Below are 24,138 nucleotides of genomic sequence, written 5' to 3'. Positions count from 1 at the left end.
GTTTCCTACTTAAAACTCATCTTTCCATCTTCTTAATGCGGCAAAGGTCTCAACTTCTGTATTGTTAAGTACCTTACCTGCAACAGCCTGTTTCACACTGGCTTCATTGGTTCTTAAAAATGGGTTGATTAGTTTTTCACGTTGCATTGTTGATGGAATTGTTGATTTACCATTAGCGCGAAGCTTAAGAACTTTTTCTCGGTATTGCTGTAAATAGTCATTATCAGGCTCAACAGTGAGAGCAAATGCTAAGTTTGAAGCGGTATATTCATGAGCACAGTACACTTCTGTCTCATCGGGTAGTGCCGCTAATTTTTGTAGGGAATGAAACATCTGTTCTGCGGTGCCTTCAAATAAACGACCACAACCAGCAGAAAATAGGGTATCTCCACAAAAAAGTTTTTCATCGCCGACATAAGCAATATGGCCATTGGTGTGACCTTCAACACCAAGTACCATGAACTTTTCGTCAAATATTTCAACGAAGTCACCGTCACGAACAGGATGAGTTAAGGTTGGAATCGGTTCATTTTCTGGGCCAACCACATTAATATTAGGAAACTGACGTACGAGTTCAGGAACACCGCCAATATGATCGTGGTGGTGGTGAGTAATCAAAATAGCATCTAAAATAAAATTATGTGCTTTAATACATGCTAATACTGGGGCTGCATCTCCTGGGTCAACCACAACACAATGATTATCAGTGTTGTGAATTAGCCAAATGTAATTATCATTAAATGCAGGTATGCTTTTTATTGATAGCATTAACCTTATCTCCAAATTTTGTATCATAAATAGTTATAGGTAACGATATTGATTAAGCCAGCACTGCTTGATAAAAAAATTGAAAGGCCGCATTCATGGTCAGACATCCCTCACGGTGAGTGGATCGGTGAGCTAATTCAGTCTCGTCTTGATGAATGGTGCCCTAAACTGTTTGGTTACCACATGCTTAAAATTGGTGGGTTAAGTGCTGAGCTTGATAGTCGCTTTTGTAATATTAAACACCAAGTTAACCTAGATAACAAAAATTCATTAAAGAATATTAGTTCTGAGCTCCCTCAATTGCCTTTTTTAGAAAAAAGTATTGATGCGTGTGTGCTTGCTCATCAGCTTGATTATTCATCTGATCCACACCAGTTATTAAGGGAAGTCGATCGAGTTTTAATTAATGACGGCTATATTATTTTAACGGGCTTTAATCCTATGAGTGCCATAGGTATTGCGAGTTTATTCCCTTGGCGAAAAAATAATTTACCGTGGAGTGGGCGTATGTTTACCCCTCACCGAATTAAAGATTGGCTTAGCGTATTAAATTTTGAGGTAGTGTATAGCGACTGTTTTGCTTTAGCGCCTTTGACTCGCTATCGCACAATATGGACGTGGTTTGAAAACTTAGGTGGAGATTCTGTTAAGCCAATCAGCGGTATCTATTTTATCGTAGCAAGAAAACGTACTTACCCATTGAGACCGATTAAATCTGCTTGGAAAAAGAAGCCGAAATTGGCTCCTATTTCAGTCGCTCAAACACGTCAAAGTAAGGTTAAATCAGATTAACCCGGATAACCCGCATCATCTTGAGTCGGATTTTCAGCTGCTGTTCTTGCTAGGTCATCACACATTTCATTTTCACGATGGCCGGCATGACCTTTAACCCAGCGCCAGTCAATCGTGTGTCGTTCTGCTTCTGCGTCTAATTGTTTCCAAAGATCAGCATTAACTACTGGTTTTTTATCTGCTTTTATCCAACCGCGTTTTTTCCACCCATGGATCCATTGGGTGATCCCTTGACGAACGTATTGGCTGTCTGTCGTTAATATTACAGAGCATGGCTCTTTTAAATTACGTAGAGCAATTACGGCCGCTAACATTTCCATGCGATTATTGGTGGTTTGATTAAACCCTTCGGCAAAGGTTTTTTCTGTGCCTTTATAGCGCATCACAATACCGTAACCACCAGGACCTGGATTGCCTAAGCAAGAACCATCTGTGAAAATTTCAACCTGCTTCATTATCTCTGTTATCATTAGAAGAATTTAGAAATAGTCTGACACAAATGAGCCTATGAATACTAGCGACAATTCCCCGAATCGAATTATTGTTCTCGATACAGAAACCACCGGTATGAACTTTGCTGGCGGCCCAGTCTATGAAGGCCACCGTATTGTTGAAATTGGTGCGGTCGAGATCATCAACCGAAAGTTAACTGGTAACCACTTCCATGTGTATATCAAGCCTGATCGATTAATTGATCTTGAAGCGATTGATGTACATGGTATTACCGATGAATTTTTGTATGACAAACCTGAATATAAAGACGTCCATGATGAGTTTTTAGCGTTCATCAAAGGGGCTGAGTTAGTCGCTCATAACGCGCCCTTCGATGTCGGCTTTATGGATTATGAGTTCAGTAAATTAAACAAGCTGATAGGTACAACTGACCAGTATTGTAAAATTACCGATACCTTGGCCATGGCGAAGAAAATCTTCCCAGGCAAGCGTAATAATCTGGATATTCTTTGTGACCGATACGGAATAGACAACTCACACCGAACACTTCACGGCGCTTTACTCGATGCTGAGATTTTGGCTGATGTTTATCTGCTAATGACCGGTGGGCAAACCAGCTTGAGTTTTAATGCAGAAAACCAATCAGATTCTTCTGAAGAAAGCATTAAAAGATTGAATTCAGGAAGAAAAGGATTAAAGGTTTTACGTGCAACGGCCGATGAAATAGAAGCGCATGAAAAGCGTTTGGATATAGTTGGTGATGCCTGTTTGTGGCGTAGTTAGGAGTGTAATATGTGGCGGTTATTGATGATAGTGCTGTTTGTCCCAATGGTTTCTTGGGCAAAGAGTACTGAAATGTCGTGGTTGGATAACCGTTTTCGAGTTGATCCAACCATAAAACAAGTTTCTTTTTTAGTTTATAGAGAAAAAGCATCTCAAGCTGTAACGCTCGTTCGTCCGGATGGCACTAAGTATTATGCGTGGGAGCACCCTGAGCATGTTGCTTGGTATGAAGAAAGTGGTATGGACATCATTTCTATTGAAAACCCTATGCCCGGTCCATGGCAAGCGATAGGTAAGATCACTCCAGATAATAAAATAAAAATATTATCTAATTTGACTCTTAATGTAGATACGCTACCGAAAAAACTGTACCAATCTGAAAGTTTAAAGTTTACCGCTCGCTTGCTACAAGACGGTAAACCACTTGTATTGCGTGATTTTTTAAATCGGATTAAGTTGAATGTCACGTTTACACCTTATCTTGCAAATGAAAAAGAGTTAGTGAAAGAGGCACGCCCTTTAGCTGAGGTTCTAGGGACTTTTGAAGATGATGGTCAAGATCTTGATGAAGTTGCTGCCGATGGTATTTTTACCGTTAATCTTCCAATAAACATTAAACCGGGTAAATATTGGGTTCGAATTCAATCTCGTAACGGTGTTTTTCTTAGAACAGTAGAGCAAGATGTATTAGTTTATCCTGCGCCTATTCGTGCAAGTTTTACTCAGGCTCGTAATGAAAATCGCAGTCATTCGATGAGTATTGATACTGAGGGGGGATTGATTAAAGCGGGCTCACTTGCCGCTCATATTGAACAAATTGATCCAAATAAAGCTGTAACAGTGACTCAATCTCAAGCTGAGAAAGAAGAGAGTAAACTTTATTTTGATTTACCTAATAGCTATTTACCAGGCAAAAATACGTGGTCTGGCTGGGTATATGCAACGGACTTAGCGACAAATCGTCCGCTTCAATTTTACCTTGGAAAGCATAATTATGGTGTTACTGAGCCGATTGATTTAAAAGCGGCTTATGAAGCAAGAATTAAAGAAGAAGCGGCGCAACGTAAAATTGAAGAGCAGAAAAAATTAGAAATCGAGCGAGCTGAGGCTCGTAAATGGTTTTGGATTTATATTGCTGTTGGTAATTTACTTATTATCCTTCTTACTTTTGCGGGGATTTTTGGCTGGAAAAAGATAAAGGCAGTTAAAGCACAAAAAGCAGCATCGCCTAAATCAGAAAAGCTATCAATGCCACCGCCACCTAAAGTCTAATGTAAGCCTCTCATTCTAATTACATTGGTATAAAAAGCCGCATAAGTGCGGTTTTTATTGTTAATTATTTATTTTGTTACATTTTTTACATAGATAACGATTGCTTTTTTATAAAGTTTGTATTCTATCTTTTTATTAAATATAATCCTGTCAATTATTGATAGGGGGACTATTTTGGATAAGTATAGACTGGCGTTAGAAGAAACGTTTAATGATCTACTGATGAAGAATAAGAAAGTAACACTAAGCCAGTTGATTGGTTGTGGCTTACTAGGTGTTGATAATAACAGCGTTGATTACTTATCCATCGAAGAAATTATTTACTTAAAGTTAGTGGTAAACTTAAATAGATAGTTTCCCTAATCGCTAAATTAAAAAAGGCCAGAGCATTTGCTCTGGCCTTTTACTATCTATTTTTATTGATATTAAGCTATTTTACTGTGCTCAAAGTTATTAGTTTGTGGCTTTACGATAAGTTCACTTGGGTCAAAGTCCTCTACACTGATGGTTGCTAAGCGGCTCTTCTCTGCTTTGCGAAGTAGTAGAGCTTCTTTATCAGAGATGATATTTAGTTCTAACCCTATTTTAGCGACACGATCTAATTGCATGAAAGGTAAGCGTTGTTTTGACTCTTTACATACTCGATCATAAATTGGCTCGGCAGTTAAGATATCAATTAGCGCTTCTTCCATTTTTCCAACTGGATTAAATCGACTTGCTTCTAAGAATAATCCACGACCAATTCGGCTACGTGCACCTGATGGCTCTTGAAGGATACGAGCCAGTTTATGATCAAGTTTATCACTTGGGCGTTGGCGACGAAGACCTGTTGGTAATAGGATAAAGCGCATAGCACCTGCAACAAATCGATTTGGGAAGTTTGCTAGTAACCCATCAATCGCTTGTTCTGCTTGATGTAGTGAATCTTGAACACTCCAATGCACTAATGCTAAATCTTCTTTCTGGCGACCTTCATCATCAAAACGCTTTAGGACCGATGTAGTTAAGTAAAGTTGACTTAAAATATCACCAAGGCGAGCTGACATACGTTCGCGACGTTTTAAGCTACCACCTAGAACTGCCATTGAAATATCAGATAACAATGCAAGGTTGGTACTGTAGCGGTTTACTTGTTGGTAATAACGTTTTGTTTCATCACTGAATGGCGTTTTAGAACCACGGCCATCGGTTAAACCAAACCATAGTGAGCGTACAAAGTTACTGATACCAAAGCCAATGTGACCAAAGACGGCGGCATCAAATTTCTCAAGAGACGCTTGTTTATCTTCTAAATAAGCCGCATCCATCTCTTCAAGAACATAAGGATGACAACGGATAGCCCCTTGACCATAAATGATCATTGAACGAGTCAGTATGTTTGCCCCTTCCACGGTAATCGCAATCGGTGATCCTTGGTAACTACGTGCTAAGAAGTTTGAGCTACCTAAGCAGATGCCTTTACCACCAGCGATATCCATGCCATCAATAGCAATGCGTTGTGCTCGGTGAGTACAGTGGTATTTCACGATAGCAGAGATAACTGATGGTTTTTCACCTTGAACGATACCAGCAACCGTCAGTGCACTTGCTGCATCCATCATGTAAGCATTACCTGCCATACGTGCTAATGGCTCTTCAATCCCTTCCATTTTACCAATTGGAAGTTTGAACTGACGACGAATTCGAGCATAAGCACCAGTTGCAAGCGCGGCCATTTTAGCACCACCAGTTGCATTTGATGGTAGAGTGATACCACGACCAACAGACAGACATTCAACCAACATACGCCAGCCGTGTCCCGCCATTTCTTGCCCACCAATGATGTAATCTAACGGTACAAAAAGATCGTCACCTTGTGTTGGACCATTTTGGAATGGCACATTTAATGGGAAATGACGACGGCCAATTTTAACGCCTTCTAAATCGGTAGGGATAAGAGCACAAGTAATACCTAGGTTTTTCTTATCACCTAGTAAGCCATCAGGATCTTGTAATTTAAACGCTAAGCCTAAAACGGTAGCAACAGGAGCTAAGGTAATGTAACGCTTATTCCATGTAAGGCGCATACCAATCACTTCTTCGCCTTGCCACATCCCTTTAGTTACGATACCAAAGTCAGGAATTGATCCTGCATCTGAACCGGCTTCTGGGCTTGTTAACGCAAAACATGGGATCTCTTTACCTTCAGCTAGACGAGGTAAGTAGTGGTTTTTTTGTTCTTCAGTACCGTAGTGTTGAAGAAGTTCGCCAGGGCCCAATGAGTTAGGAACACCAACAGTAATAGAAAGAACACCTGATACACTAGTTAGTTTTTGTAGAACAGAAGATTGTGCATACGCTGAAAACTCTAAACCGCCATATTTTTTCTTAATGATCATGGCGAAGAATTTATGGTCTTTTAAATATTGCCATACTTCTGGTGGTAAATCGGCAAGTTCATGCGTCACTTCATAGTCGTTTACCATGCGACACACTTCAGCGACTGGACCATCCATAAAGGCTTGTTCTTCCGCTGATAACGTATTTTTTGGAATGTTATGCAGAAATTTCCAATCTGGATTTCCTTTAAATAACTCCGCTTCCCACCATACTGTACCGGCTTCAATCGCGTCTTTTTCAGTTTGCGACATTTCAGGCATCACGCCTTTAAACATAGCGAGTGCTTTATTACTGAAAATAGATTGTCGAATTGAAGGGATATTCAATGGCACAGCAATGACTAAGAAGGCACCCCAAGTAATTAGGCCTGCATAACCTAGCCCTGAACTAACCGCTAGAATACCTGCGGTGACCAGTGTTGCGGTTCGCAGGGATTGTCTATGATAACTTAATGCAGCAAGTGCAATGAATGTCGCTAAAAATGTCAGGGCCATGTGATTCTCCTTTTCCGGCGCTGCTCTGTTTGTAGGAACAGAGGTGGTTACGATACTCGGTCGTAATGTTATTTTTTAATTTAACCTGATAAGAGGTCTAACCAGTTATGTTAAGTGTAGATCTAATGTTAATAAAAAGTAAATAAGCTTAATGCTTAAAAAGTGATCTAGCTTGAGTAATTAATAAACAATATTTGTTTTTGAGTGCGCGATATCTAATTTAATCCGGGATGAATCGCAGAATTTATGCGCTAGAAAGAAGAAATATAAGGTGAATCTCTTTTAAAGATTTAGCGGGATAGGTACACTGAGATTAACCCCAGTTAGGGAAAATAATAAAAGAGAGTATCCTATGTCTTATCAAGATCTGATCCGTTCTGAATTAACAGAAGCCGCTCAAGTACTGAATGACTTTTTAGCTGACGATAAAAACCTTGCTCAAATTGAGTTAGCTGCCAAAACTATTGCAGATTCATTTAAACAAGGCGGTAAAGTATTGTCTTGTGGCAACGGTGGATCACACTGTGATGCGATGCATTTTGCTGAAGAGCTAACAGGCCGTTACCGTGAAAACCGTCCAGGTTACCCAGGTATTGCGATTTCTGATCCTAGCCATTTATCTTGTGTGAGTAACGACTTTGGTTATGACCATGTTTTTTCTCGTTACACTCAAGCTGTCGGCTCTAAAGGGGATGTGTTGTTTGGTTTATCGACTTCAGGTAACTCAGGTAACATTTTAAAAGCTATTGAAGCGGCAAAAGAGAAAGGCATGAAAACCATCGCTCTAACGGGTAAAGATGGTGGTAAAATGGCGGGTCTTGCTGATGTTGAGATCCGTGTACCTCATTTCGGATATGCTGACCGTATTCAAGAGATCCACATTAAAATTATCCATATTGTTATTCAATTAATTGAAAAAGAAATGGAAAAATAATTCATCTGAAACGGTTCGTAATGATTTTTAGTTGTTGTGAACCGTTTGATTGCGAATAAAGGAGTTGCGCAAGTATGTGTGAATTGCTCGGAATGAGTGCAAATGTACCAACCGATATTTGTTTTAGTTTTAAAGGCTTAGTTCAACGTGGTGGCAATACTGGCCCTCATCGTGATGGCTGGGGAATAACTTTTTATGAAGGGAAAGGATTTCGCACATTTAAAGACCCAAAGCCAAGTTGTCACTCAAAAATAGCTGAGTTAGTTCAAGATTACCCAATAAAAAGTAAAGCTGTGATAAGCCATATCCGCCAAGCAAACCGTGGTGATGTTAATCTCGAGAATACCCATCCATTTACACGAGAGTTATGGGGGAGGTATTGGACGTTTGCTCACAACGGCCAATTAACGGGTTTTAATGAATTATCGACAGGGCGTTTTCGACCTGTTGGAGAAACAGACAGTGAACGTGCTTTTTGTTGGTTGCTGAATCAGCTAGAAGATAAATATCCTGAGCCACCTCAAGATATGATGCTGATGTTTAAATTTGTCTCTGAGTGTAGTGATCACCTGCGAAGCTTAGGGGTGTTTAATATGCTTTTGAGTGACGGTGAGTATCTGATGACTTACTGTTCGAATAATTTACATTGGATCACAAGGCGTGCGCCATTTGGTCAAGCTTCATTGATTGATGAAGATGTGACGATAGATTTCCATAAAGAAACGACACCGAATGATGTGGTTTCAGTCGTGGTAACTCGACCATTAACCGATAATGAAGAGTGGCATAAAATGAAAGTCGGCGAATATGCGCTGTTTCATTTTGGTGAATTAACCGCAGGTAATCATGATACGGTGCCTGATATGGCTCCACCGCCATCAGAATGCCCAATTAATGCGTAAGCACTATGCATAAAAAAAATGCCCATCAATATCATCTTGATGGGCATTTTTATTATTCAGTTTCTAACCCTGATTGGCCTAAGCTATTACCATCAAGTACGGCTTTACCATCCTGCATGATTAATCGCTCTTCAACTAACCAATTGGCAACCATAGGGTAGATAACGTGCTCTTGAGCTTGCACGCGTGATGCGACTTCTTCTGCGCTATCATTATCAAAAATAGGTACTTTTGCTTGAAGGATCACCGGACCACCATCTAATTCAGGAGTGACAAAGTGAACGCTTGTGCCGTGCTCTTTATCTCCAGCATCAATAGCACGTTGGTGCGTATGCAACCCGGTGTATTTTGGTAAAAGAGAAGGGTGAATATTCAGCATCTTACCTTGATAACGTAAAACAAAGTCTTCACTTAAAATACGCATGAATCCAGCGAGAATAATCACATCTGGCTGATGGATATCAATGAGTGTCGCTAAGGCTTCATCATACTGTTCACGACTTTCATAACCAACAGCACTTAGACAGTGAGCATTAATTCCTGCATTTAGTGCTCGCTGTAATCCATAAGCGTCACTTTTATTTGAAATGACCGCAGCAATACGGGCATTTGGAATATTATTACCACAGGCATCAATAAACGCTTGTAGATTACTGCCACTTCCAGAGACTAATACAACAATGTTCTTCATTATAATGATCTTATTTTGTTTAATATTAAGTAATGATAACCATTCGAGCACAAATGGCAGATATAAAAAAGGTGATCGAATAATTGATCACCTTTCTATTTATGCTTTATGAACTAGTTCAAAGTTTGTGGAAATCGATTAACGGATCTCTACTTGCTCTTCACCTTGTTCAGCCGCCGCGACTTCACCAATTACCCAAGCGTTTTCGCCTTCGGCATTTAGTAGAGCAACAGCTTGTTCAGCTTGTTCTTTTGGGAGTGCAATAACAAGGCCTACACCACAGTTAAAGGTACGGTACATTTCGTAGGTATCTACGTTACCTTTTTCTTGTAACCAGTTAAAGATAGCAGGCCATTCCCAGCTCTTACCATCAACAACTGCTTTTGTGCCTTCAGGAAGTACACGTGGGATATTTTCCCAGAAACCACCACCTGTAATATGAGAGATAGCATGAATATCATGCTCTGCAATCATTTTAAGTGCTGATTTAATGTAGATCTTTGTTGGTTCAATAAGATGGTCAGCAACGGTTTTTCCGTTTAGCTCTTCGCTAAGATCCGCGTTTGAAACTTCAAGGATTTTACGGATTAATGAATAACCATTTGAGTGTGGGCCACTTGAACCAACTGCAATTAGTGCATCACCAGCAGCGACTTTTGTGCCATCGATGATATCTTCTTTTTCAACAACACCAACACAGAAGCCAGCAACGTCGTAGTCTTCGCCTTCGTACATGCCAGGCATCTCAGCAGTTTCACCACCGATTAATGCACAACCTGCTTGAATACAACCTTCACCGATACCTGTTACTACTTCAGCAGCCACATCGATATCAAGTTTGCCCGTTGCATAATAGTCAAGGAAGAACAGAGGTTCGCCACCTTGTACAATTAGGTCATTAACACACATTGCCACTAAGTCGATACCGATAGTATCGTGCTTATTTAGGTCAAGCGCTAAACGTAACTTAGTACCAACGCCGTCAGTACCAGAAACTAAAACAGGTTGTTTATATTTAGTTGGAAGCTCACATAACGCACCAAAACCACCAATGCCACCCATTACTTCAGGGCGACGAGTACGTTTTACTACGCCTTTAATTCGATCAACAAGTGCATTACCAGCATCAATGTCTACACCAGCATCTTTGTAGCTAAGAGAAGTTTTGTTGTCGCTCACGGAGGTGTCCTCGCCATAGGTTGGATTTCAAAAATCCGCGCCATTCTAACAGCACAATGTAAAAAGGGAAACGTTTGCGTAAGGAAATTTGAAGAAATTTTGTAATTAAAAATAAGCAAGTAAGTTATTTTAGTCAGATGACCACATTTTTTGTTATTAGAAATTATTTTTAATGAAAAAAGCATGTATAATTGAAAGGTTTGATTAATATATCTGGAGTCAGAAATGAAAGTTGTTGAAGTAAAACATCCGCTAATAAAACATAAAATCGGTTTAATGCGTGAAGGTGAGATCAGTACTAAGCGTTTTCGTGAATTAGCAACTGAAGTAGGTAGCCTACTGACTTATGAAGCAACATCAGATTTTGAAACAGAAAAAGTAACTATCAACGGCTGGAACGGCCCTGTTGAAGTTGACCAAATTAAAGGTAAAAAAGTAACAGTAGTGCCAATTCTTCGTGCAGGTCTTGGCATGATGGATGGTGTTCTTGAGCATATCCCAAGTGCACGTATTAGTGTTGTTGGTGTTTATCGTGATGAAGAAACACTAGAGCCTGTACCATACTTTAACAAGTTAGCGTCTAACATCGATGAGCGTATTGCTCTTGTTGTTGATCCAATGCTTGCGACGGGTGGTTCTATGATCGCAACACTAGATCTTCTAAAAGAGAACGGTTGTAAGCACTTTAAAGTACTTGTACTTGTTGCTGCACCAGAAGGTATTGAAGCGCTAGAAAAAGCACATCCTGATGTTGAGCTTTATACTGCCGCTATCGATGAAAAGCTAAATGATAAGGGCTATATTGTTCCGGGTCTTGGCGATGCTGGTGATAAGATCTTCGGTACTAAATAATCGGTACCATTAAGTAATTATATATTTACTTAATGCTTTAAGAATTAAAAAAGGATTGATGGGTAATCATCAATCCTTTTTATTTACCCTAGACCCTAGACCCTAGACCCTAGACCCTAGAACTATTTATCTTCTTCCATCTGTGCATTGTCGACAACATGGCTTTCACCTAGGTCATCAGGAAGAATTAAATTAAGTGCAATAGCAACGATCCCGCAAAGACTTACGCCTTGTAGGTTAAAGTCACCAATACCTACCGCCATACCACCAATACCAAAGACTAAAGTCACACCTACAATCGTTAGGTTACGTGCTTTATGTAAATCAACTTGGTTTTTAATCAGTGTATTTAGGCCAACCGTTGCGATAGAACCAAACAACAAGATCATAATGCCACCCATAACAGGAACTGGGATTGTTTGTAGTATCGCACCAAGCTTACCAACCAGAGCAAGAACAATGGCACACACAGCAGCCCATGTCATGATAACTGGGTTAAATGCTTTGGTTAGCATTACTGCACCGGTCACTTCACTGTAAGTCGTATTTGGTGGCGCGCCGATAAGAGAGGCTGCCATTGTCGCAATACCATCACCAGTGATCGTGCGGTGTAAACCAGGCTTTTTAAGATAGTCTTTACCAGTTACGTTTGAAATCGCTAACATATCACCCACGTGCTCAACTGCTGGCGCAATAGCCACAGGGATCATAAATAAGATCGCATTGATATTAAATTCAGGGTAAGTAAAGTTAGGTAGAGCAAACCAAGCGGCTTGATGAACAGGGGTGAAATCGACGATACCGCAAAGTAAGCTCAATGAATAGCCAACAATGATACCTGAAAGGATTGGCAGTAATTTAAAGAACCCTTTAGAGAAAACACTGACGCCAATCGTGGTAAATAACGACGCTGCAGCAATCCAAAATGCAATTTGCCCATCAACAAGCTGGAATCCACCATCACCTGTCTTACCTAGTGCCATGTTAACGGCGGTTGGGGCTAAACCTAGACCAATCACCATGATCACAGGACCAACGACCACTGGAGGTAATAATTTATGAATAAACGCCACCCCTCGAACTTTAATGACCGCGCCTAATGCAACGTACACTAAACCGGCAACCATTAGTCCGCCCATCGTAGCGGGAATGCCCCATGTTTGGGTGCCATAAATAATTGGAGCGATAAAAGCGAAAGAAGAAGCAAGAAAGATAGGGACAGAGCGACGAGTAACTAATTGAAAGAGAAGGGTACCAACACCGGCACCAAATAGAGCAACATTAGGATCTAAGCCTGTCAGGAGGGGGACAAGAACGAGTGCACCAAATGCAACGAACAACATTTGAAAGCCTTGGAACAAATTGTATAGCATTTCCATTTCCAGTAATGAATTTGAGGGATTCTATCACTATTTTATTAATAAATATCTTGATTTAGCTCGTGAAAAAATAAAACTTTTTACGAAAGTATCACTCTAATAGCTTGAAAATTAGATCTGAGTCAATTCGAATCCTTGCTGAATAATGGGATAGCCCTTATTATCAGCGGTAATTATAAAAGTATTTATAGGTTGTTTGATGTTACGTATTTTATGTTTAGTTGTTTGTCTGATTGCAGGACCTGTTTTTGCACAGCAGCAAAGTGATCTTTATCATACCGAAGTACAATTAACTGGCTCTGAAAAAGCAGAAAGCTTAGCGAAAAAAGAAGGCCTAGTTAATGTATTAGTTAAAGTATCAGGGCAACCAACGATTGCTGATAATGAAGTGATAAAAAAAGCATTAACGCAGAGTGATCGCTACGTAACGCAAATGAGCTTTGTTGATTATGATGATGCCCCACGTGCGATGAAGCTAGGGTACAACTCTAAAATGGTATTGAGTTTGTTAACTCAAGCTGAAGTCGGTATTTGGGAGACGCCACGTAAATCGGTATTGGTTTGGATTGTGAATGAATACAATTACCAAAGAAGTATTATTTGGGAGCAATCAAACAACAGTTTAATCACTCGAATTAAAGATGCAGCGAATGAAAGAGGCTTACCTGTCATGTTCCCTGTAGGGGATTTTGATGATGTGACCTCAATCGAGATCCCAGATTTATGGGGTAACTTTAAAAAACCAATTGCAGATGCGAGTGAGCGCTATAATCCACAAGCTATTTTAGTCGTAAAAGTACGTGGTAATAGCTCTACATGGACTCTATTTGACTCTACGCCTCAATATCTAGTGACGACATCGAAAAAGTCGATTGAAGGTCGAGCATCGGGCTCTGTTCAGTTAGCTGATATGGTTAATGAAGTGAGTGATTACTTTGCTAAAACGTACACTAAGAACTTAGCTGCAGTGGCTAGTGAGTCAGAAACAGTATCGATTAAAGGCGTTCATACAACACGTTCTTTTTTCACTATTGAGAAGCAATTACAGCAAATGAACTCAGTAGCTAGTGTGCAGGTAAATACAATCCAAGGTGATAAAGTCACTTACACATTAAGCTTGCTAGGTGATTATCAACAGTTTAATGATGAACTTTTAAGTAAGAACTCACGTATTTCACTCATTCCAGAAGAGCCAATTGCTGTTGCTGTAGATGATGATATTAAAACTGATGTTATTACAGAGGAAGTGGCGCAAGAAGCTGAACTACCATTAGACGACGGTATGCCTGTCGTGAGCGAAGAGATGCAAACTGAAGCTGAAGAAGTTCAGCCAGTCGTTCATGAGTATCAATTGAGCGCAAGTTAAGACATTTCTACCCTTAATAAGTATAAATAAAAAAGGTGACTACATAATGAATGTAATCACCTTTTTTGTGTCTGTAAGCTTACTATTTCTCGGTATATTTGGCTTTTTCTATTTTCTCTACTTCAGACAAACGTTTTAGTTTTAATCCTAATTCTTTGCCTCGTAAGCGAGCATAGTAAATGTTACCAATAAACGCCCCTGAGGTAAGGATGACTTCAACTAGCGCGAAATAACGCCCCCCCTCATCAAGCCAAAGTATGGTTAAACCATGCAAAAAGTAGAACATTAAAATAAAGTTTGCCCATGCGTGCGTGTAGGGCTTACCTTGAATGATCCCCTTTAGTGGAAAAAGCATTGGAATAATCCATGCCACCATAATGCCATATGGATTGATCAACGGATGAGGAGAGAGAGTACTATGCCAAAGAGCGACAAAGACAAGTAGTGCTAAGTTGCAAAATAGTGCAAGAAAACGATAGCGCTTTGTTTCTGCGCTCATTTCAACTGGATCCATGTTTAGCTTCCTGCTTAATGCTATAAAATCTCTAAAACTTGCTCTGGTGGACGACCTATTTTTGCTTGGTTGTTGTTAACCACAATAGGGCGCTCAATCAATTTTGGTGTTTGTACCATCGCTTCAAAGAGCTGCTCGTCCGTTACTGAGTTATCTCCTAGATTTTGTTCTTTATATTCAGCTTCTTTTACTCTCATCATGTCACGAACAGAATCGAACCCTAATTGAGAGAATAGCGTTTTTAAGGCATCAACACTTGGTGTTTCTTCTAGGTACTTCACAACGCTTGGGGTCACGCCTTGAGCCTCTAATAGCGCTAATGTTTCACGGCTTTTTGAGCAACGAGGGTTATGATAAATAATAACAGACATACTTTTTCCTTTTGATTATAAAGCGCTGAAACGCTCTCTTGATAGACGAAGCTGATCGATTCTTGCGTCGTACCTTGCTTGATCTAAACTTCCATACTCAACCAGTTGACTGGCTTGAGTGTAATTATTTAATGCTTTGTTCCACATACCTTTAAGGGCGTAGACTTCTGCTCTTGCTGCTAATTCACCATTAGCGCTGCCATTATCATGGTAAGCCTTAGCCAATAATTGCCACCCTGTCGGATCGTCTGGATTATCATGGGTATAGCGCTGTAATACACGAACCGCTTCTGCGGGTTTATTGCTTTCAGATAAGGCGTGAGCGTAGTTAATGGTTAATACCGGATTATTTGGCAGTTGAACTAAGCCGTTTTCTAAGCGCGTAATGGCTTGCTCATTCTTTTTTGTATAGAGATCTAAATCGGTTGCCGCATCAATATAAAAAACATTGAGAGGGTCATTTTTTAATAAATCACTAAGCAAGGGTTGTGCTTTCGCGTATTGCTTTGAATCTATATAGACTAATGCTTTACCGTAATTTAAGGCATTTTTAATCTCGCTATTATGCGTTTTCGATTTACGTGAAAACCAATCTAAAGCGGCACTACTATCAATTCCAGCGTAACGAGCCACAATACGTGAACGGGCAAGTTGATAGTGTAATGAAGTGCTCACTCTACGCATTGGGTATTGTTGCGCTCTTTCTCGGCTATCTGTGATACGAGAAGTTGGTAATGGGTGAGTCAGCAGCATGGGTGGTGGTGTGCTTGCATAGCGATATTGATCCGCTAAGCGAGAGAAAAAACGCGGCATTGCTGAGACATCAAAACCAGACTTTGCCAAGGTATCGATACCAAACCGGTCTGCTTCTTTTTCATTACTACGGGTGTAGTTAATCGAACTTTGCATTGCACCAGCGGTAGTGGCATGAATCGCGGCTATCCCTGCTTCTGGGGCTGCAATAGCGAGCAGTAATGATCCAATAAGAGCCGCCATGGTTGCTGGTGAACGTTTTGCCTGATCTTCCATACTTCGAGCAAGGTGACGTTGAGTTATGTGGGCGATTTCGTGAGCAACCACCGACGCAAGTTCACTTTCTGATTGCGCGTGCAAAAATAAGCCAGAATGAAGTGCAACATAACCACCAAAGAAAGCAAAGGCGTTGATATTTCTGTTATTAATTAGGAAAAAATGAAAAGGTGTTTTGACATCACTGGCATTTGCAACTAATCGATGACCAAGATCTTGGACATACTCCGCTAAAACAGGGTCATTAATAACAGGTTGGCTTGCGCGAAGCATACGCATATACGCATCGCCATAGATAAGCTCTTGGTCTATGGTCAGCGTTGATGCTGCCGTCGTACCAATATCAGGGAGATTAAGGTCGTTATTTGCATAAACAGGAAGCGTGCTTGTCAGTATTGATGTGATCAATAAAGCGCTGGCCATTTTTTTTAGTTTGAACATGTTGTTTTTGCAAATCCTTTTAACAATACTAATCTGGATAAGTCGTAGAAAAAATAATAGCGTAATTGAGCTATATAAGAGTATCACATTTGGAATTGGTTTCTTTTTTGTTTTAATTATGTGATTTATACTCTTTTAATTGGAATCTATCATATCTATAGAGTCGTAGAATGAAAACCAGAAGCGTAGATTTATCACAACATCGTTGCCCAATGTCATTACTATTAGCAAAACGAGAGAGTCACTCTTTGGGTAAAGATGAACAATTACAACTCAAAGTCGTCGACAAAACATCGTTAGCCGATATCATGAGGTACTTTGAACAACACTCATTTGATATTCATTTAGAACAAACAGACTCATGTTCGTTTTTAACTGTTACTAGGAAGTAGAACTTAATATGTTAGATATGGTTACAAAGTGGTATAAACGCCGCTTTTCAGATCCACACGCCGTTAGCCTTGTTGCCATTCTTATCGTTGGTTTTATTACGATTTATTTCTTTGGCCATCTTATCGCCCCTCTTTTAGTTGCCATCGTTTTGGCGTATTTACTTGAATGGCCAGTGGTTAAGCTCACTAAACTTGGCATACCAAGAACCCTCTCTGTAATGTTAGTGATTATTCTGTTTATCAGTGTGATGTTAATGGCTGTTTTTGGATTGGTGCCAAATATTTGGAATCAAATAGGTAATTTAATTAATGATATGCCATCAATGTTTAATGGGTTGCATAATTTCTTATCAAGCCTTCCTGAACGTTATCCAGAGTTCATTCAGCCTCAATCGATTGATACTTTATTAGATACATTACGTGGCAAAGTACTTGGCATGGGTGAAACCATGGTTAAAGGCTCATTGGCATCATTAGTTAGTATTGCTGCATTAGGGGTATATTTGATCCTTGTTCCGCTGCTGGTTTTCTTCTTATTAAAAGATAAAGAAGAGATGGTGGCAACCATGAGTAACATCCTTCCTCAAAACCGTCGTTTAGCGACCAAAGTATGGGTTGAGATGAATGAGCAGATTAGTAATTATATTCGCGGGAAAGTGGTTGAAATTATCATTGTCGGCGGGGTGAGCTACATTACTTTCTTCATCATGGATTTGCGCTATTCACTGCTATTAGCCGTAATGGTCGGATTCTCAGTACTTATCCCATATATAGGTGCTGCTGCAGTTACTGTGCCGATTGCGATTGTGGCGTTATTCCAATGGGGATTAACCCCTGATTTCTATTGGTTAGTACTTGCTTATGGGATCATTCAGGCATTAGATGGCAATGTATTAGTGCCAGTCCTATTCTCAGAGGCCGTTAATCTGCACCCAGTGGCGATCATTGTATCGGTGCTTGTATTTGGTGGTTTGTGGGGGTTCTGGGGCGTCTTCTTTGCTATTCCGTTAGCGACATTGGTTAAAGCGGTTTGGAAAGCGTTACCTGCAACGGATGAAGTATTTAATAAAGCATCATAAAGTAAATAAATAAAAGAAAGGCGGTGCTTTTGATGAGCACCGCCTTTCTTGTTTTGAGCTTTTAAAAACGATTACTTTTCGTTTAGCTTATTTATTGTTTAAATAATCCAAAACGACTTCATGATGAGTCTTAGTTTTGAATTTATTGAACACGTGTTCAATCACGCCTTCTTCGTTAATTAGAAAGCTAATACGATGTAATCCATCGTACACTTTACCCATAAACTTCTTCTCACCCCATACGCCAAAGGCATCTGCAGCAGTATGATCTTCATCTGATAACAACGTAAAGTTCAGCTCATCACGTTCGATGAATTTTCCTAAACGTTTAACAGGATCAATACTTACCCCAAGTGTAACGACGTTATGGGCATCTAACTCCGCTTTAATGTCACGAAGACCTTGAGCTTGAACGGTACATCCTGGCGTCATTGCTTTTGGGTAGAAATAAAATAGAACTTTCTTTCCTTGTAAATCAGAAAGAGAAATTGATTCTCCATTTTGATCAAGAAGTGATACGTCGGGTGCAGGTGAGCCTGCTGCTAATGGCGTTATCATGATATTTCCTTTTGACTGTGTTTTCTAATTAGTTTTATAAAAGTTTATCTTACCGCTTACATTGAGTGAGGCACATAGCGCTTCAAACTGCTCTTGTATCTCAATGATGTGGCACTCTTTAAAAATTTCTGCGGTAATTTGAATTTGAAATGTATTTTGGTTCTCGCCTTTTTTAAGTGTTTGAGCACTTAAGGTTTTTAAATCGATATCGCGATTGGCTAAAAAATCAGTAAATTTCTCAGTGAGGCCTGGGCGATCTTCTGATTCAACAAAGGCATCAATGGTATAAAAAATATCTCTATCTTGATGAGGAGAGGTTCGCTTCATCATAGTGATTAAATCGTGTTTTTGCCCAAGTAAAGGCAAGGTATTTTCAATACGAGAAATCGCATTTGCTGTACCAGACAACAACATGATTAATGTAAACTCACTACCAAATGATGCAATACGGCTATCAACAATATTACAGCTTGAGTCGGTGACAAGACGAGTCACCTTATTAGAGATACCTGGTCTGTCAGTGCCGACAGCGGTAATTACAAGGTGTTGAGGCATAAAAAACTCGTTATTGAAAAAGATAACCTAATACTAACACGCAAGTGATTGTGTGATAAGCAAGCAATAGTGGACAATCGTCAAAAAAAAGACTCTACAACAGAGGCTCTTATGTAATATCCTTGAGGAATATTGATTGAATGATTCTGCTTATTGCATAGAAGACGAAAACCATATGGCTTTATATGGTCAAGGATGATGACTCTTTGCAATGATATTAATGAATAACAGAATCTATTCGCACATTCAGGCTAAGAAAAAAGGGAGAAGGATATGTTCTCAGGTAGCATTGTCGCATTAGTTACACCACTCGATACCGATGGTGAAGTCGATTACACTAGTTTAAAAAACCTTGTTGATTATCATATTGATGCTGGTACAAATGGCATCGTTGCTGTTGGTACAACAGGTGAGTCAGCGACATTAAGTGTAGAAGAGCATGTCAAGCTTGTAATGAAGACTCTTGAGTTTGCTGATGGGCGCATTCCTGTTATTGCAGGAACTGGCGCAAATGCAACACATGAAGCAGTAACGTTTAGTAAACTTTTTCATGACTCAGGCGTTGCTGGCTGTTTAAGTGTGACACCTTATTATAATAAGCCAACACAAGAAGGGTTATTCCTACATTATAAAGCGATCTCTGAAGCAACAGATATTCCTCAAATTCTTTATAATGTTCCAGGTCGTACCGCGGTTGATTTATTACCTGAAACCGTTGCTCGTCTGTCAGAGTTTGAAAACATTGTTGCGTTAAAAGATGCGACCGCAGATTTAGACCGAATTGCACTTACTCGTGAACTTTGTGGTGAAAACTTTATCCAACTGAGTGGCGATGATGCTACGGCGCTTGATTTTGTAAAATTAGGTGGCCACGGTGTTATTTCAGTGACCTCAAATATTGCTGCAAAAGAGATGGCAACCATGTTCGCGTTAGCAGCTCAAGGTAAGTTTGAAGAAGCTGAAGTAATTAACCAACGCTTAATGCCATTACACAAAGATTTATTCATTGAAGCGAATCCAATGCCTGTAAAATGGGCTACGCATCGTTTAGGTATGATTACTCACCCAGATATTCGTTTACCACTTACGGAATTAAGCCTGTCAGCACAACCAATTGTTGAACAAGCTTTGATTCGTTCAGGTGTGTTGAAGTAATAGGATTGAAAATGAAAGTGAACACTCGCTTTGTTGTTGGATCATTGATGATTGCGGTTTTATCAGCATGTTCAAGCAGTCCAACAGAGCGTCGCCAAGCTAAGCAAGATTTTAAGTACTTGGAAACACCACCTTTAAAAGAGTGGCAGCAACCAGCAGAGGCAAAACCTGAATTTTATCCTCAATATGATATCCCTAAAGGGGAGTATGTTGGTGGTATTGGTAAGGATGTCGATATTAGACCGCCTCAGCAAGTGCTTGAATTGATCCCTGGCGCTCGCATTGAAGAGCAAAAGGGTGAGGTGACAGTATGGCTTGTTAAAAAAGAAGATGTCGATAAGCTTTGGCAAACGGTGTTAACTTTAATTGAGAAGCGTGATATTGGTTTAATCACACAAAATGACTCTGAATTAGAAACCGATTGGCTAAAATGGAATTCAGAAGATGAAGACCATGAGTTTGGTGCGCGCTATAAAATTGTTAAATTAAAACAGAATAACCGTTTTGGTTTCCAAATTTCTCTGATTGATTGGCAAGTAGATGGCAAGAAAATGGATGTTACTCAAGCCAATAAAGCTCGTTATAACATTCTAATTACCAATTTAGTGACGTCAGCTTATGATGAGCAGTTACGTGAAGAAGCCCGTATTCGTGCGGAAGAGCTAGTGAAGCGCATTCCTATCTCTATGGGGCAAGATAGAAGTGGTTTACCAATCATTATTGCTCGTGCACCATATAATATCTTCTGGGAGCGTCTTGGTGAGTTATTGCCAATGATGGGACTAACGATTGAAGACAGAAACCGTTCTCAAGGAACAATTGAAGTTAAATATAAAGAACCTGATGATGAGTTCTGGCAAGAGATAGGAACTAAACCCCTCTCTTTTGAAGGCAGCACTTATAATCTTCTATTGGGTGACTTAGGCAACCGTACTTCAATTAATGTGACCGATGCTGGAGGGAAACCTGTAGATGAAGCCACGCTTGATTCAGTGGTTCCTGTTCTAGCGGCGATGATCGAAAAATCAAATAATATGCCGAAAGAAGAAAAGTCTGAAGAGTAAACTTACCCGTTAATTTATCAGCAAAAGGCGCTCATTTTACTGAGCGTCTTTTTTTTCATCTTCTTTTTGCTGTATTGTTGTTTCTTGCTCTGATTTATCCTCTTTCTCTTGAGGAGAGACCGTTTTTTTTGTGTGCTTAAATTTCATATTCGCAGTGGCTTTTAAAGCGGCAAGATTACCAATGACAACACTTAAAACAATAACGATGATAACCCAAGGGTTCATTAACCATTCCATATTCACTCCTTATTGATATTAGTTACGTAGCGTACAAATATTGTATCAATATGTTTAATGATAGTGTCTTTTCCTGCCAAGTCGACGTCTTTCCAAACATTTAAAAGTACATCAGGCGTTAGCATTGTCATTAGCTCAGCACTTTTCTCTCTATGACTGATATGCCAAGGTTCAATAGCCACTCCTTTTCGGTCAGTATTGTAAGGGAAGAAGAAACCGTGCGTTGGTGCGTTTTCTTTTAGCCAGAAACTGAAGGTTGCTTGATGACCGGTATCGTACTCCCAAGGTTCAAGTTGAAGGTTTACTCCTTCTGGAAGTGTATTTGAGGCATAAACATCAAGATCGGTCCCCCAGTGATGACGGCTAGAACCTGGAAGTGCTGACCAACGCATAATGGCGTGAATCTTTTCAATATCACTCATTTTACTGCTATCAATGGGTTGACCATCTTCACCTGAAATTGGACGAATACCATTGAACTTATTATTCCAAATCATCAACTGGCGTTCAAAATCACGGAAACTACTCGCGATAGTGAGGGTAAAACCAGCCTCTAATGCTGCTTTTTCTAAAGATTGGAAAGATAAAATACAATCATGGTGAAGTTGACGGTGCGGCACAACAAAGGAGAGGTGTTGGCTAGATAAGCCGGTAAGTTCTTGATTATTCATAAATCACCAAACAATGATAAGAGGAGTTACCCTCTTATCATATACCCAAATTGATTAGGCAAGTAGATTATTAAGCACTTCTTGATACATATCCGTTAGCTTTTCTAAATCATCTACTTTTACACATTCATTTACTTTATGAATCGTAGCATTAACTGGACCAAGCTCAATAACCTGAGAGCCCATTTGTGCAATGAAACGGCCATCAGATGTGCCACCAGTGGTTAATAGTTGAGGTTTTTGCTGATTAACCGTATCAACAGCATCAACAACAGCAGTGAGTAGATCGCCAGTATCGGTTAAGAATGGCAGGCCATTGATGATCCAATTTAAGTCATACTCTAAATCGTGTTTATTTAATGTATCAATAACACGTTGTTGCAAACTTTCCACTGTTGACTCTGTGCTAAAGCGAAAGTTAAACATTACTTCGACATCGCCAGGGATCACATTTGATGCCCCAGTTCCCCCATTTATATTTGGTATTTGGAAACTGGTTGGAGGGAAGTAATCATTGCCTTTATCCCACTCCGTCATTGCTAATTCAGTTAATACTGGCATTGCTTGATGAATAGGATTTCGAGCAATATGCGGATAAGCAACGTGCCCTTGAATTCCCTTAACCGTTAGATTACCAGTTAGAGATCCGCGACGGCCATTTTTCACAACATCACCCACATGATCTGTGCTTGATGGCTCACCAACAATACACATATCAATAATTTCATTACGCTCTTTTAGCGTATCAACCACACGAGTTGTGCCATTAATAAATGGACCTTCTTCATCTGAAGTGATCAAAAAAGAAATTGAACCTTTATGGTCTGGGTGCTCAGCAACAAAACGCTCAACGGCAACAATCATACAAGCCAGTGAGCCCTTCATATCTGCTGCGCCACGTGCGTATAGCATGCCATCAATAATCGTTGGTTCAAACGGGTCAGTATTCCAATGATCTAACGATCCAGTAGGAACGACATCAGTGTGACCTGCAAAAGTAAACAAGGGTGCTTCTGTACCACGGCGGGCCCAAAAGTTAGTTGTATCTTCAAAAACCATGATTTCAATAGTAAAGCCAAGTGCTTCTAAGCGTTTAATCATTAGCTCTTGGCAGCCGGCATCTTCAGGAGTGATGGATTGACGGCTTAATAGATCTTTAGCAAGTGCTAATGTTGGGGTATCTGACATTATGTATTCCTTTACTTCTTTTAAATTGGCCATAGAGTTAAATGGCACAGTAAACTAAACGTTAAATAGCGCTTCGTATTGAGCTGGCTTAAAGCCTAAATGGTATGCATCATTATGAATAAGAACAGGACGTTTGATCATTGCTGGCATTTCCAGTAATAGTTCAATCGCATTCTCTTCATTTAACGTGTTTTTTTGTTCGTCACTCAGTTGACGATAAGTGGTACCACGTTTATTAACTACGTTCTCCCACCCTAATTGTTGAACAAAAGTGGTAACCATTTCTTTATCAATACCGTCAGTGCGGTAATCATGATAAGTAAAATCGATGTCGTTTGCTTCTAACCATTTTTTGCATTTTTTAATGGTGTCGCAGTTTTTAATTCCGTAAATTGCAGTCATGACTTTCTTCATTATGTTATTAATTATGGTCTATTTATAACTAGATTTGATCAAATACGCCAGAGGCTAGGCGTTATTTAGTATTTTACTGGTTAATATTGGATGATTATAGGGTGATGAGTAATGATAGTTATGAAAATTAATTACAAGAAATGCAGATTTATGTGTTTATTAGTGAAATTGTAAGTATATTTTCGTAATTAGTTGATCAACCTCAACATCATTAATACTGAATGAT

Annotated in this window: 27 protein-coding genes; 12 read left to right on the top strand and 15 right to left on the bottom strand. The window is 39.7% G+C overall.

The features are described from left to right. Positions 1–9 precede the first annotated feature (9 nt). A complete protein-coding gene (gloB, locus tag ED622_RS12005) occupies positions 10–768 on the bottom strand; it encodes a hydroxyacylglutathione hydrolase (RefSeq protein ID WP_122034312.1) in 759 nt (252 codons plus the stop codon). Between the two features lie 51 nt (positions 769–819). On the opposite strand from gloB, the gene ED622_RS12000 reads away from it, so the two are divergent. Next, positions 820–1,560, top strand: coding sequence for a methyltransferase domain-containing protein (locus ED622_RS12000; RefSeq protein ID WP_174213449.1), 741 nt, complete (start codon positions 820–822; stop codon positions 1,558–1,560). Here the strand turns inward: ED622_RS12000 and rnhA are convergent. Then, complete coding sequence (gene rnhA, locus ED622_RS11995; protein WP_122034308.1) at positions 1,557–2,030, bottom strand: ribonuclease HI; 474 nt, start codon at positions 2,028–2,030, stop codon at positions 1,557–1,559. The genes ED622_RS12000 and rnhA overlap by 4 nt on opposite strands. Positions 2,031–2,067: 37 nt before the next feature. Between rnhA and dnaQ the strand changes: the two genes are divergently transcribed. The 3 genes from dnaQ to ED622_RS11980 all read left to right on the top strand — a co-directional run bounded on the left by dnaQ (position 2,068) and on the right by ED622_RS11980 (position 4,422). Further along, positions 2,068–2,796, top strand: a complete 729-nt coding sequence (gene dnaQ, locus ED622_RS11990) for a DNA polymerase III subunit epsilon (protein WP_122034306.1) — start codon at positions 2,068–2,070, stop codon at positions 2,794–2,796. Between the two features lie 9 nt (positions 2,797–2,805). After that, positions 2,806–4,068, top strand: a complete 1,263-nt coding sequence (locus ED622_RS11985; protein ID WP_122034304.1) for a TIGR03503 family protein — start codon at positions 2,806–2,808, stop codon at positions 4,066–4,068. Between the two features lie 174 nt (positions 4,069–4,242). Then, a complete protein-coding gene (locus ED622_RS11980; protein ID WP_122034302.1) occupies positions 4,243–4,422 on the top strand; it encodes a hypothetical protein in 180 nt (59 codons plus the stop codon). A gap of 71 nt (positions 4,423–4,493) precedes the next feature. Here ED622_RS11980 and fadE read toward each other — a convergent pair whose 3' ends face one another. Beyond that, the gene (gene fadE / locus ED622_RS11975) at positions 4,494–6,941 is read right to left on the bottom strand and encodes an acyl-CoA dehydrogenase FadE (RefSeq protein ID WP_122034300.1); all 2,448 of its coding nucleotides are present in this window, start codon (positions 6,939–6,941) and stop codon (positions 4,494–4,496) included. Positions 6,942–7,293: 352 nt separating this feature from the next. Here fadE and lpcA point away from each other — a divergent pair, with 352 nt between their 5' ends. Both lpcA and ED622_RS11965 read left to right on the top strand, forming a co-directional pair. Further along, positions 7,294–7,875, top strand: coding sequence for a D-sedoheptulose 7-phosphate isomerase (gene lpcA / locus ED622_RS11970; RefSeq protein ID WP_045102705.1), 582 nt, complete (start codon positions 7,294–7,296; stop codon positions 7,873–7,875). A 74-nt stretch (positions 7,876–7,949) separates the two neighbouring features. Next, positions 7,950–8,777, top strand: a complete 828-nt coding sequence (locus ED622_RS11965) for a class II glutamine amidotransferase (protein WP_122034298.1) — start codon at positions 7,950–7,952, stop codon at positions 8,775–8,777. Positions 8,778–8,829: 52 nt separating this feature from the next. On the opposite strand, the gene purN is transcribed toward ED622_RS11965, so the two are convergent. Then, entirely contained in the window at positions 8,830–9,468 is a 639-nt protein-coding gene (gene purN / locus ED622_RS11960) for a phosphoribosylglycinamide formyltransferase (protein ID WP_174213445.1), read from the bottom strand. Positions 9,469–9,606: 138 nt separating this feature from the next. Beyond that, positions 9,607–10,647 carry a phosphoribosylformylglycinamidine cyclo-ligase gene (gene purM / locus ED622_RS11955; protein WP_045102703.1) on the bottom strand — a complete coding sequence of 347 codons (1,041 nt, stop codon included), beginning with the start codon at positions 10,645–10,647 and terminating at the stop codon, positions 9,607–9,609. Positions 10,648–10,872: 225 nt separating this feature from the next. Between purM and upp the strand changes: the two genes are divergently transcribed. Then, complete coding sequence (upp, locus tag ED622_RS11950; protein ID WP_045102702.1) at positions 10,873–11,499, top strand: uracil phosphoribosyltransferase; 627 nt, start codon at positions 10,873–10,875, stop codon at positions 11,497–11,499. A gap of 122 nt (positions 11,500–11,621) precedes the next feature. Here the strand turns inward: upp and ED622_RS11945 are convergent, their stop codons facing one another. Beyond that, complete coding sequence (locus tag ED622_RS11945) at positions 11,622–12,872, bottom strand: uracil-xanthine permease family protein (protein WP_122034295.1); 1,251 nt, start codon at positions 12,870–12,872, stop codon at positions 11,622–11,624. A gap of 205 nt (positions 12,873–13,077) precedes the next feature. Here ED622_RS11945 and ED622_RS11940 point away from each other — a divergent pair, with 205 nt between their 5' ends. After that, a complete protein-coding gene (locus tag ED622_RS11940; protein ID WP_122034293.1) occupies positions 13,078–14,244 on the top strand; it encodes a DUF2066 domain-containing protein in 1,167 nt (388 codons plus the stop codon). 82 nt (positions 14,245–14,326) lie between these two features. Here ED622_RS11940 and ED622_RS11935 read toward each other — a convergent pair whose 3' ends face one another. The 3 genes from ED622_RS11935 to ED622_RS11925 are packed head-to-tail and all read right to left on the bottom strand — an operon-like array spanning position 14,327 to position 16,599. Next, positions 14,327–14,758 (bottom strand): DUF2069 domain-containing protein, encoded by a 432-nt coding sequence (locus ED622_RS11935; RefSeq protein ID WP_122034291.1) that lies wholly within the window; start codon positions 14,756–14,758, stop codon positions 14,327–14,329. 20 nt (positions 14,759–14,778) lie between these two features. Then, positions 14,779–15,129, bottom strand: coding sequence for an arsenate reductase (glutaredoxin) (arsC, locus tag ED622_RS11930; RefSeq protein WP_122034288.1), 351 nt, complete (start codon positions 15,127–15,129; stop codon positions 14,779–14,781). Positions 15,130–15,144: 15 nt separating this feature from the next. Further along, entirely contained in the window at positions 15,145–16,599 is a 1,455-nt protein-coding gene (locus tag ED622_RS11925) for a M48 family metallopeptidase (protein ID WP_122034286.1), read from the bottom strand. Positions 16,600–16,769: 170 nt separating this feature from the next. On the opposite strand from ED622_RS11925, the gene ED622_RS11920 reads away from it, so the two are divergent. Next, positions 16,770–16,991, top strand: a complete 222-nt coding sequence (locus ED622_RS11920) for a sulfurtransferase TusA family protein (protein WP_122034284.1) — start codon at positions 16,770–16,772, stop codon at positions 16,989–16,991. An 8-nt stretch (positions 16,992–16,999) separates the two neighbouring features. Then, positions 17,000–18,070, top strand: a complete 1,071-nt coding sequence (locus tag ED622_RS11915) for an AI-2E family transporter (protein WP_122034282.1) — start codon at positions 17,000–17,002, stop codon at positions 18,068–18,070. 87 nt (positions 18,071–18,157) lie between these two features. Here the strand turns inward: ED622_RS11915 and bcp are convergent, their stop codons facing one another. Both bcp and ED622_RS11905 read right to left on the bottom strand, forming a co-directional pair. Then, complete coding sequence (gene bcp, locus ED622_RS11910; RefSeq protein ID WP_162922548.1) at positions 18,158–18,625, bottom strand: thioredoxin-dependent thiol peroxidase; 468 nt, start codon at positions 18,623–18,625, stop codon at positions 18,158–18,160. 27 nt (positions 18,626–18,652) lie between these two features. Continuing rightward, positions 18,653–19,183: a glycine cleavage system protein R gene (locus ED622_RS11905; RefSeq protein WP_122034278.1), complete on the bottom strand. Its 531-nt coding sequence runs from the start codon at positions 19,181–19,183 to the stop codon at positions 18,653–18,655. Between the two features lie 273 nt (positions 19,184–19,456). On the opposite strand from ED622_RS11905, the gene dapA reads away from it, so the two are divergent. Both dapA and bamC read left to right on the top strand, forming a co-directional pair. Next, positions 19,457–20,338: a 4-hydroxy-tetrahydrodipicolinate synthase gene (gene dapA / locus ED622_RS11900; RefSeq protein ID WP_122034276.1), complete on the top strand. Its 882-nt coding sequence runs from the start codon at positions 19,457–19,459 to the stop codon at positions 20,336–20,338. Positions 20,339–20,349: 11 nt separating this feature from the next. Next, a complete protein-coding gene (gene bamC, locus ED622_RS11895; RefSeq protein ID WP_122034274.1) occupies positions 20,350–21,402 on the top strand; it encodes an outer membrane protein assembly factor BamC in 1,053 nt (350 codons plus the stop codon). A gap of 36 nt (positions 21,403–21,438) precedes the next feature. Here bamC and ED622_RS11890 read toward each other — a convergent pair whose 3' ends face one another. Genes ED622_RS11890 through ED622_RS11875 form a run of 4 tightly spaced genes read right to left on the bottom strand, consistent with a single transcriptional unit; the run spans position 21,439 to position 23,900 of the window. Continuing rightward, entirely contained in the window at positions 21,439–21,639 is a 201-nt protein-coding gene (locus tag ED622_RS11890; RefSeq protein WP_122034272.1) for a DUF2897 family protein, read from the bottom strand. A gap of 2 nt (positions 21,640–21,641) precedes the next feature. After that, on the bottom strand, positions 21,642–22,310 hold the full coding sequence (locus ED622_RS11885; protein WP_122034270.1) for a M15 family metallopeptidase: 669 nt from the start codon (positions 22,308–22,310) through the stop codon (positions 21,642–21,644). 54 nt (positions 22,311–22,364) lie between these two features. Further along, a complete protein-coding gene (gene dapE / locus ED622_RS11880) occupies positions 22,365–23,498 on the bottom strand; it encodes a succinyl-diaminopimelate desuccinylase (protein ID WP_122034268.1) in 1,134 nt (377 codons plus the stop codon). 54 nt (positions 23,499–23,552) lie between these two features. Next, positions 23,553–23,900, bottom strand: a complete 348-nt coding sequence (locus ED622_RS11875) for an ArsC family reductase (RefSeq protein WP_162922513.1) — start codon at positions 23,898–23,900, stop codon at positions 23,553–23,555. Between the last annotated feature and the right edge of the window lie 238 nt (positions 23,901–24,138).

The sequence above is a fragment of the Aliivibrio sp. EL58 genome (genome assembly GCF_900312675.1).
GTDB lineage: Bacteria > Pseudomonadota > Gammaproteobacteria > Enterobacterales > Vibrionaceae > Aliivibrio.
The sequence above is the reverse complement of the archived record's forward strand: the minus strand, read 5'-3'. Positions and strand labels throughout refer to the sequence as shown.

Excerpts from the sequence above, each read along its gene's own strand:
- gloB (WP_122034312.1), bottom strand. The coding sequence starts at position 768 with ATGCTATCAATAAAAAGCATACCTGCATTTAATGATAATTACATTTGG.
- rnhA (WP_122034308.1), bottom strand. The coding sequence starts at position 2,030 with ATGATAACAGAGATAATGAAGCAGGTTGAAATTTTCACAGATGGTTCT.
- dnaQ (WP_122034306.1), top strand. The coding sequence starts at position 2,068 with ATGAATACTAGCGACAATTCCCCGAATCGAATTATTGTTCTCGATACA.
- ED622_RS11985 (WP_122034304.1), top strand. The coding sequence starts at position 2,806 with ATGTGGCGGTTATTGATGATAGTGCTGTTTGTCCCAATGGTTTCTTGG.
- fadE (WP_122034300.1), bottom strand. The coding sequence starts at position 6,941 with ATGGCCCTGACATTTTTAGCGACATTCATTGCACTTGCTGCATTAAGT.
- lpcA (WP_045102705.1), top strand. The coding sequence starts at position 7,294 with ATGTCTTATCAAGATCTGATCCGTTCTGAATTAACAGAAGCCGCTCAA.
- ED622_RS11965 (WP_122034298.1), top strand. The coding sequence starts at position 7,950 with ATGTGTGAATTGCTCGGAATGAGTGCAAATGTACCAACCGATATTTGT.
- purN (WP_174213445.1), bottom strand. The coding sequence starts at position 9,468 with ATGAAGAACATTGTTGTATTAGTCTCTGGAAGTGGCAGTAATCTACAA.
- upp (WP_045102702.1), top strand. The coding sequence starts at position 10,873 with ATGAAAGTTGTTGAAGTAAAACATCCGCTAATAAAACATAAAATCGGT.
- ED622_RS11945 (WP_122034295.1), bottom strand. The coding sequence starts at position 12,872 with ATGCTATACAATTTGTTCCAAGGCTTTCAAATGTTGTTCGTTGCATTT.
- ED622_RS11940 (WP_122034293.1), top strand. The coding sequence starts at position 13,078 with ATGTTACGTATTTTATGTTTAGTTGTTTGTCTGATTGCAGGACCTGTT.
- ED622_RS11935 (WP_122034291.1), bottom strand. The coding sequence starts at position 14,758 with ATGGATCCAGTTGAAATGAGCGCAGAAACAAAGCGCTATCGTTTTCTT.
- arsC (WP_122034288.1), bottom strand. The coding sequence starts at position 15,129 with ATGTCTGTTATTATTTATCATAACCCTCGTTGCTCAAAAAGCCGTGAA.
- ED622_RS11925 (WP_122034286.1), bottom strand. The coding sequence starts at position 16,599 with ATGTTCAAACTAAAAAAAATGGCCAGCGCTTTATTGATCACATCAATA.
- ED622_RS11920 (WP_122034284.1), top strand. The coding sequence starts at position 16,770 with ATGAAAACCAGAAGCGTAGATTTATCACAACATCGTTGCCCAATGTCA.
- ED622_RS11915 (WP_122034282.1), top strand. The coding sequence starts at position 17,000 with ATGTTAGATATGGTTACAAAGTGGTATAAACGCCGCTTTTCAGATCCA.
- ED622_RS11905 (WP_122034278.1), bottom strand. The coding sequence starts at position 19,183 with ATGCCTCAACACCTTGTAATTACCGCTGTCGGCACTGACAGACCAGGT.
- dapA (WP_122034276.1), top strand. The coding sequence starts at position 19,457 with ATGTTCTCAGGTAGCATTGTCGCATTAGTTACACCACTCGATACCGAT.
- bamC (WP_122034274.1), top strand. The coding sequence starts at position 20,350 with ATGAAAGTGAACACTCGCTTTGTTGTTGGATCATTGATGATTGCGGTT.
- ED622_RS11890 (WP_122034272.1), bottom strand. The coding sequence starts at position 21,639 with ATGGAATGGTTAATGAACCCTTGGGTTATCATCGTTATTGTTTTAAGT.
- ED622_RS11885 (WP_122034270.1), bottom strand. The coding sequence starts at position 22,310 with ATGAATAATCAAGAACTTACCGGCTTATCTAGCCAACACCTCTCCTTT.
- dapE (WP_122034268.1), bottom strand. The coding sequence starts at position 23,498 with ATGTCAGATACCCCAACATTAGCACTTGCTAAAGATCTATTAAGCCGT.
- ED622_RS11875 (WP_162922513.1), bottom strand. The coding sequence starts at position 23,900 with ATGACTGCAATTTACGGAATTAAAAACTGCGACACCATTAAAAAATGC.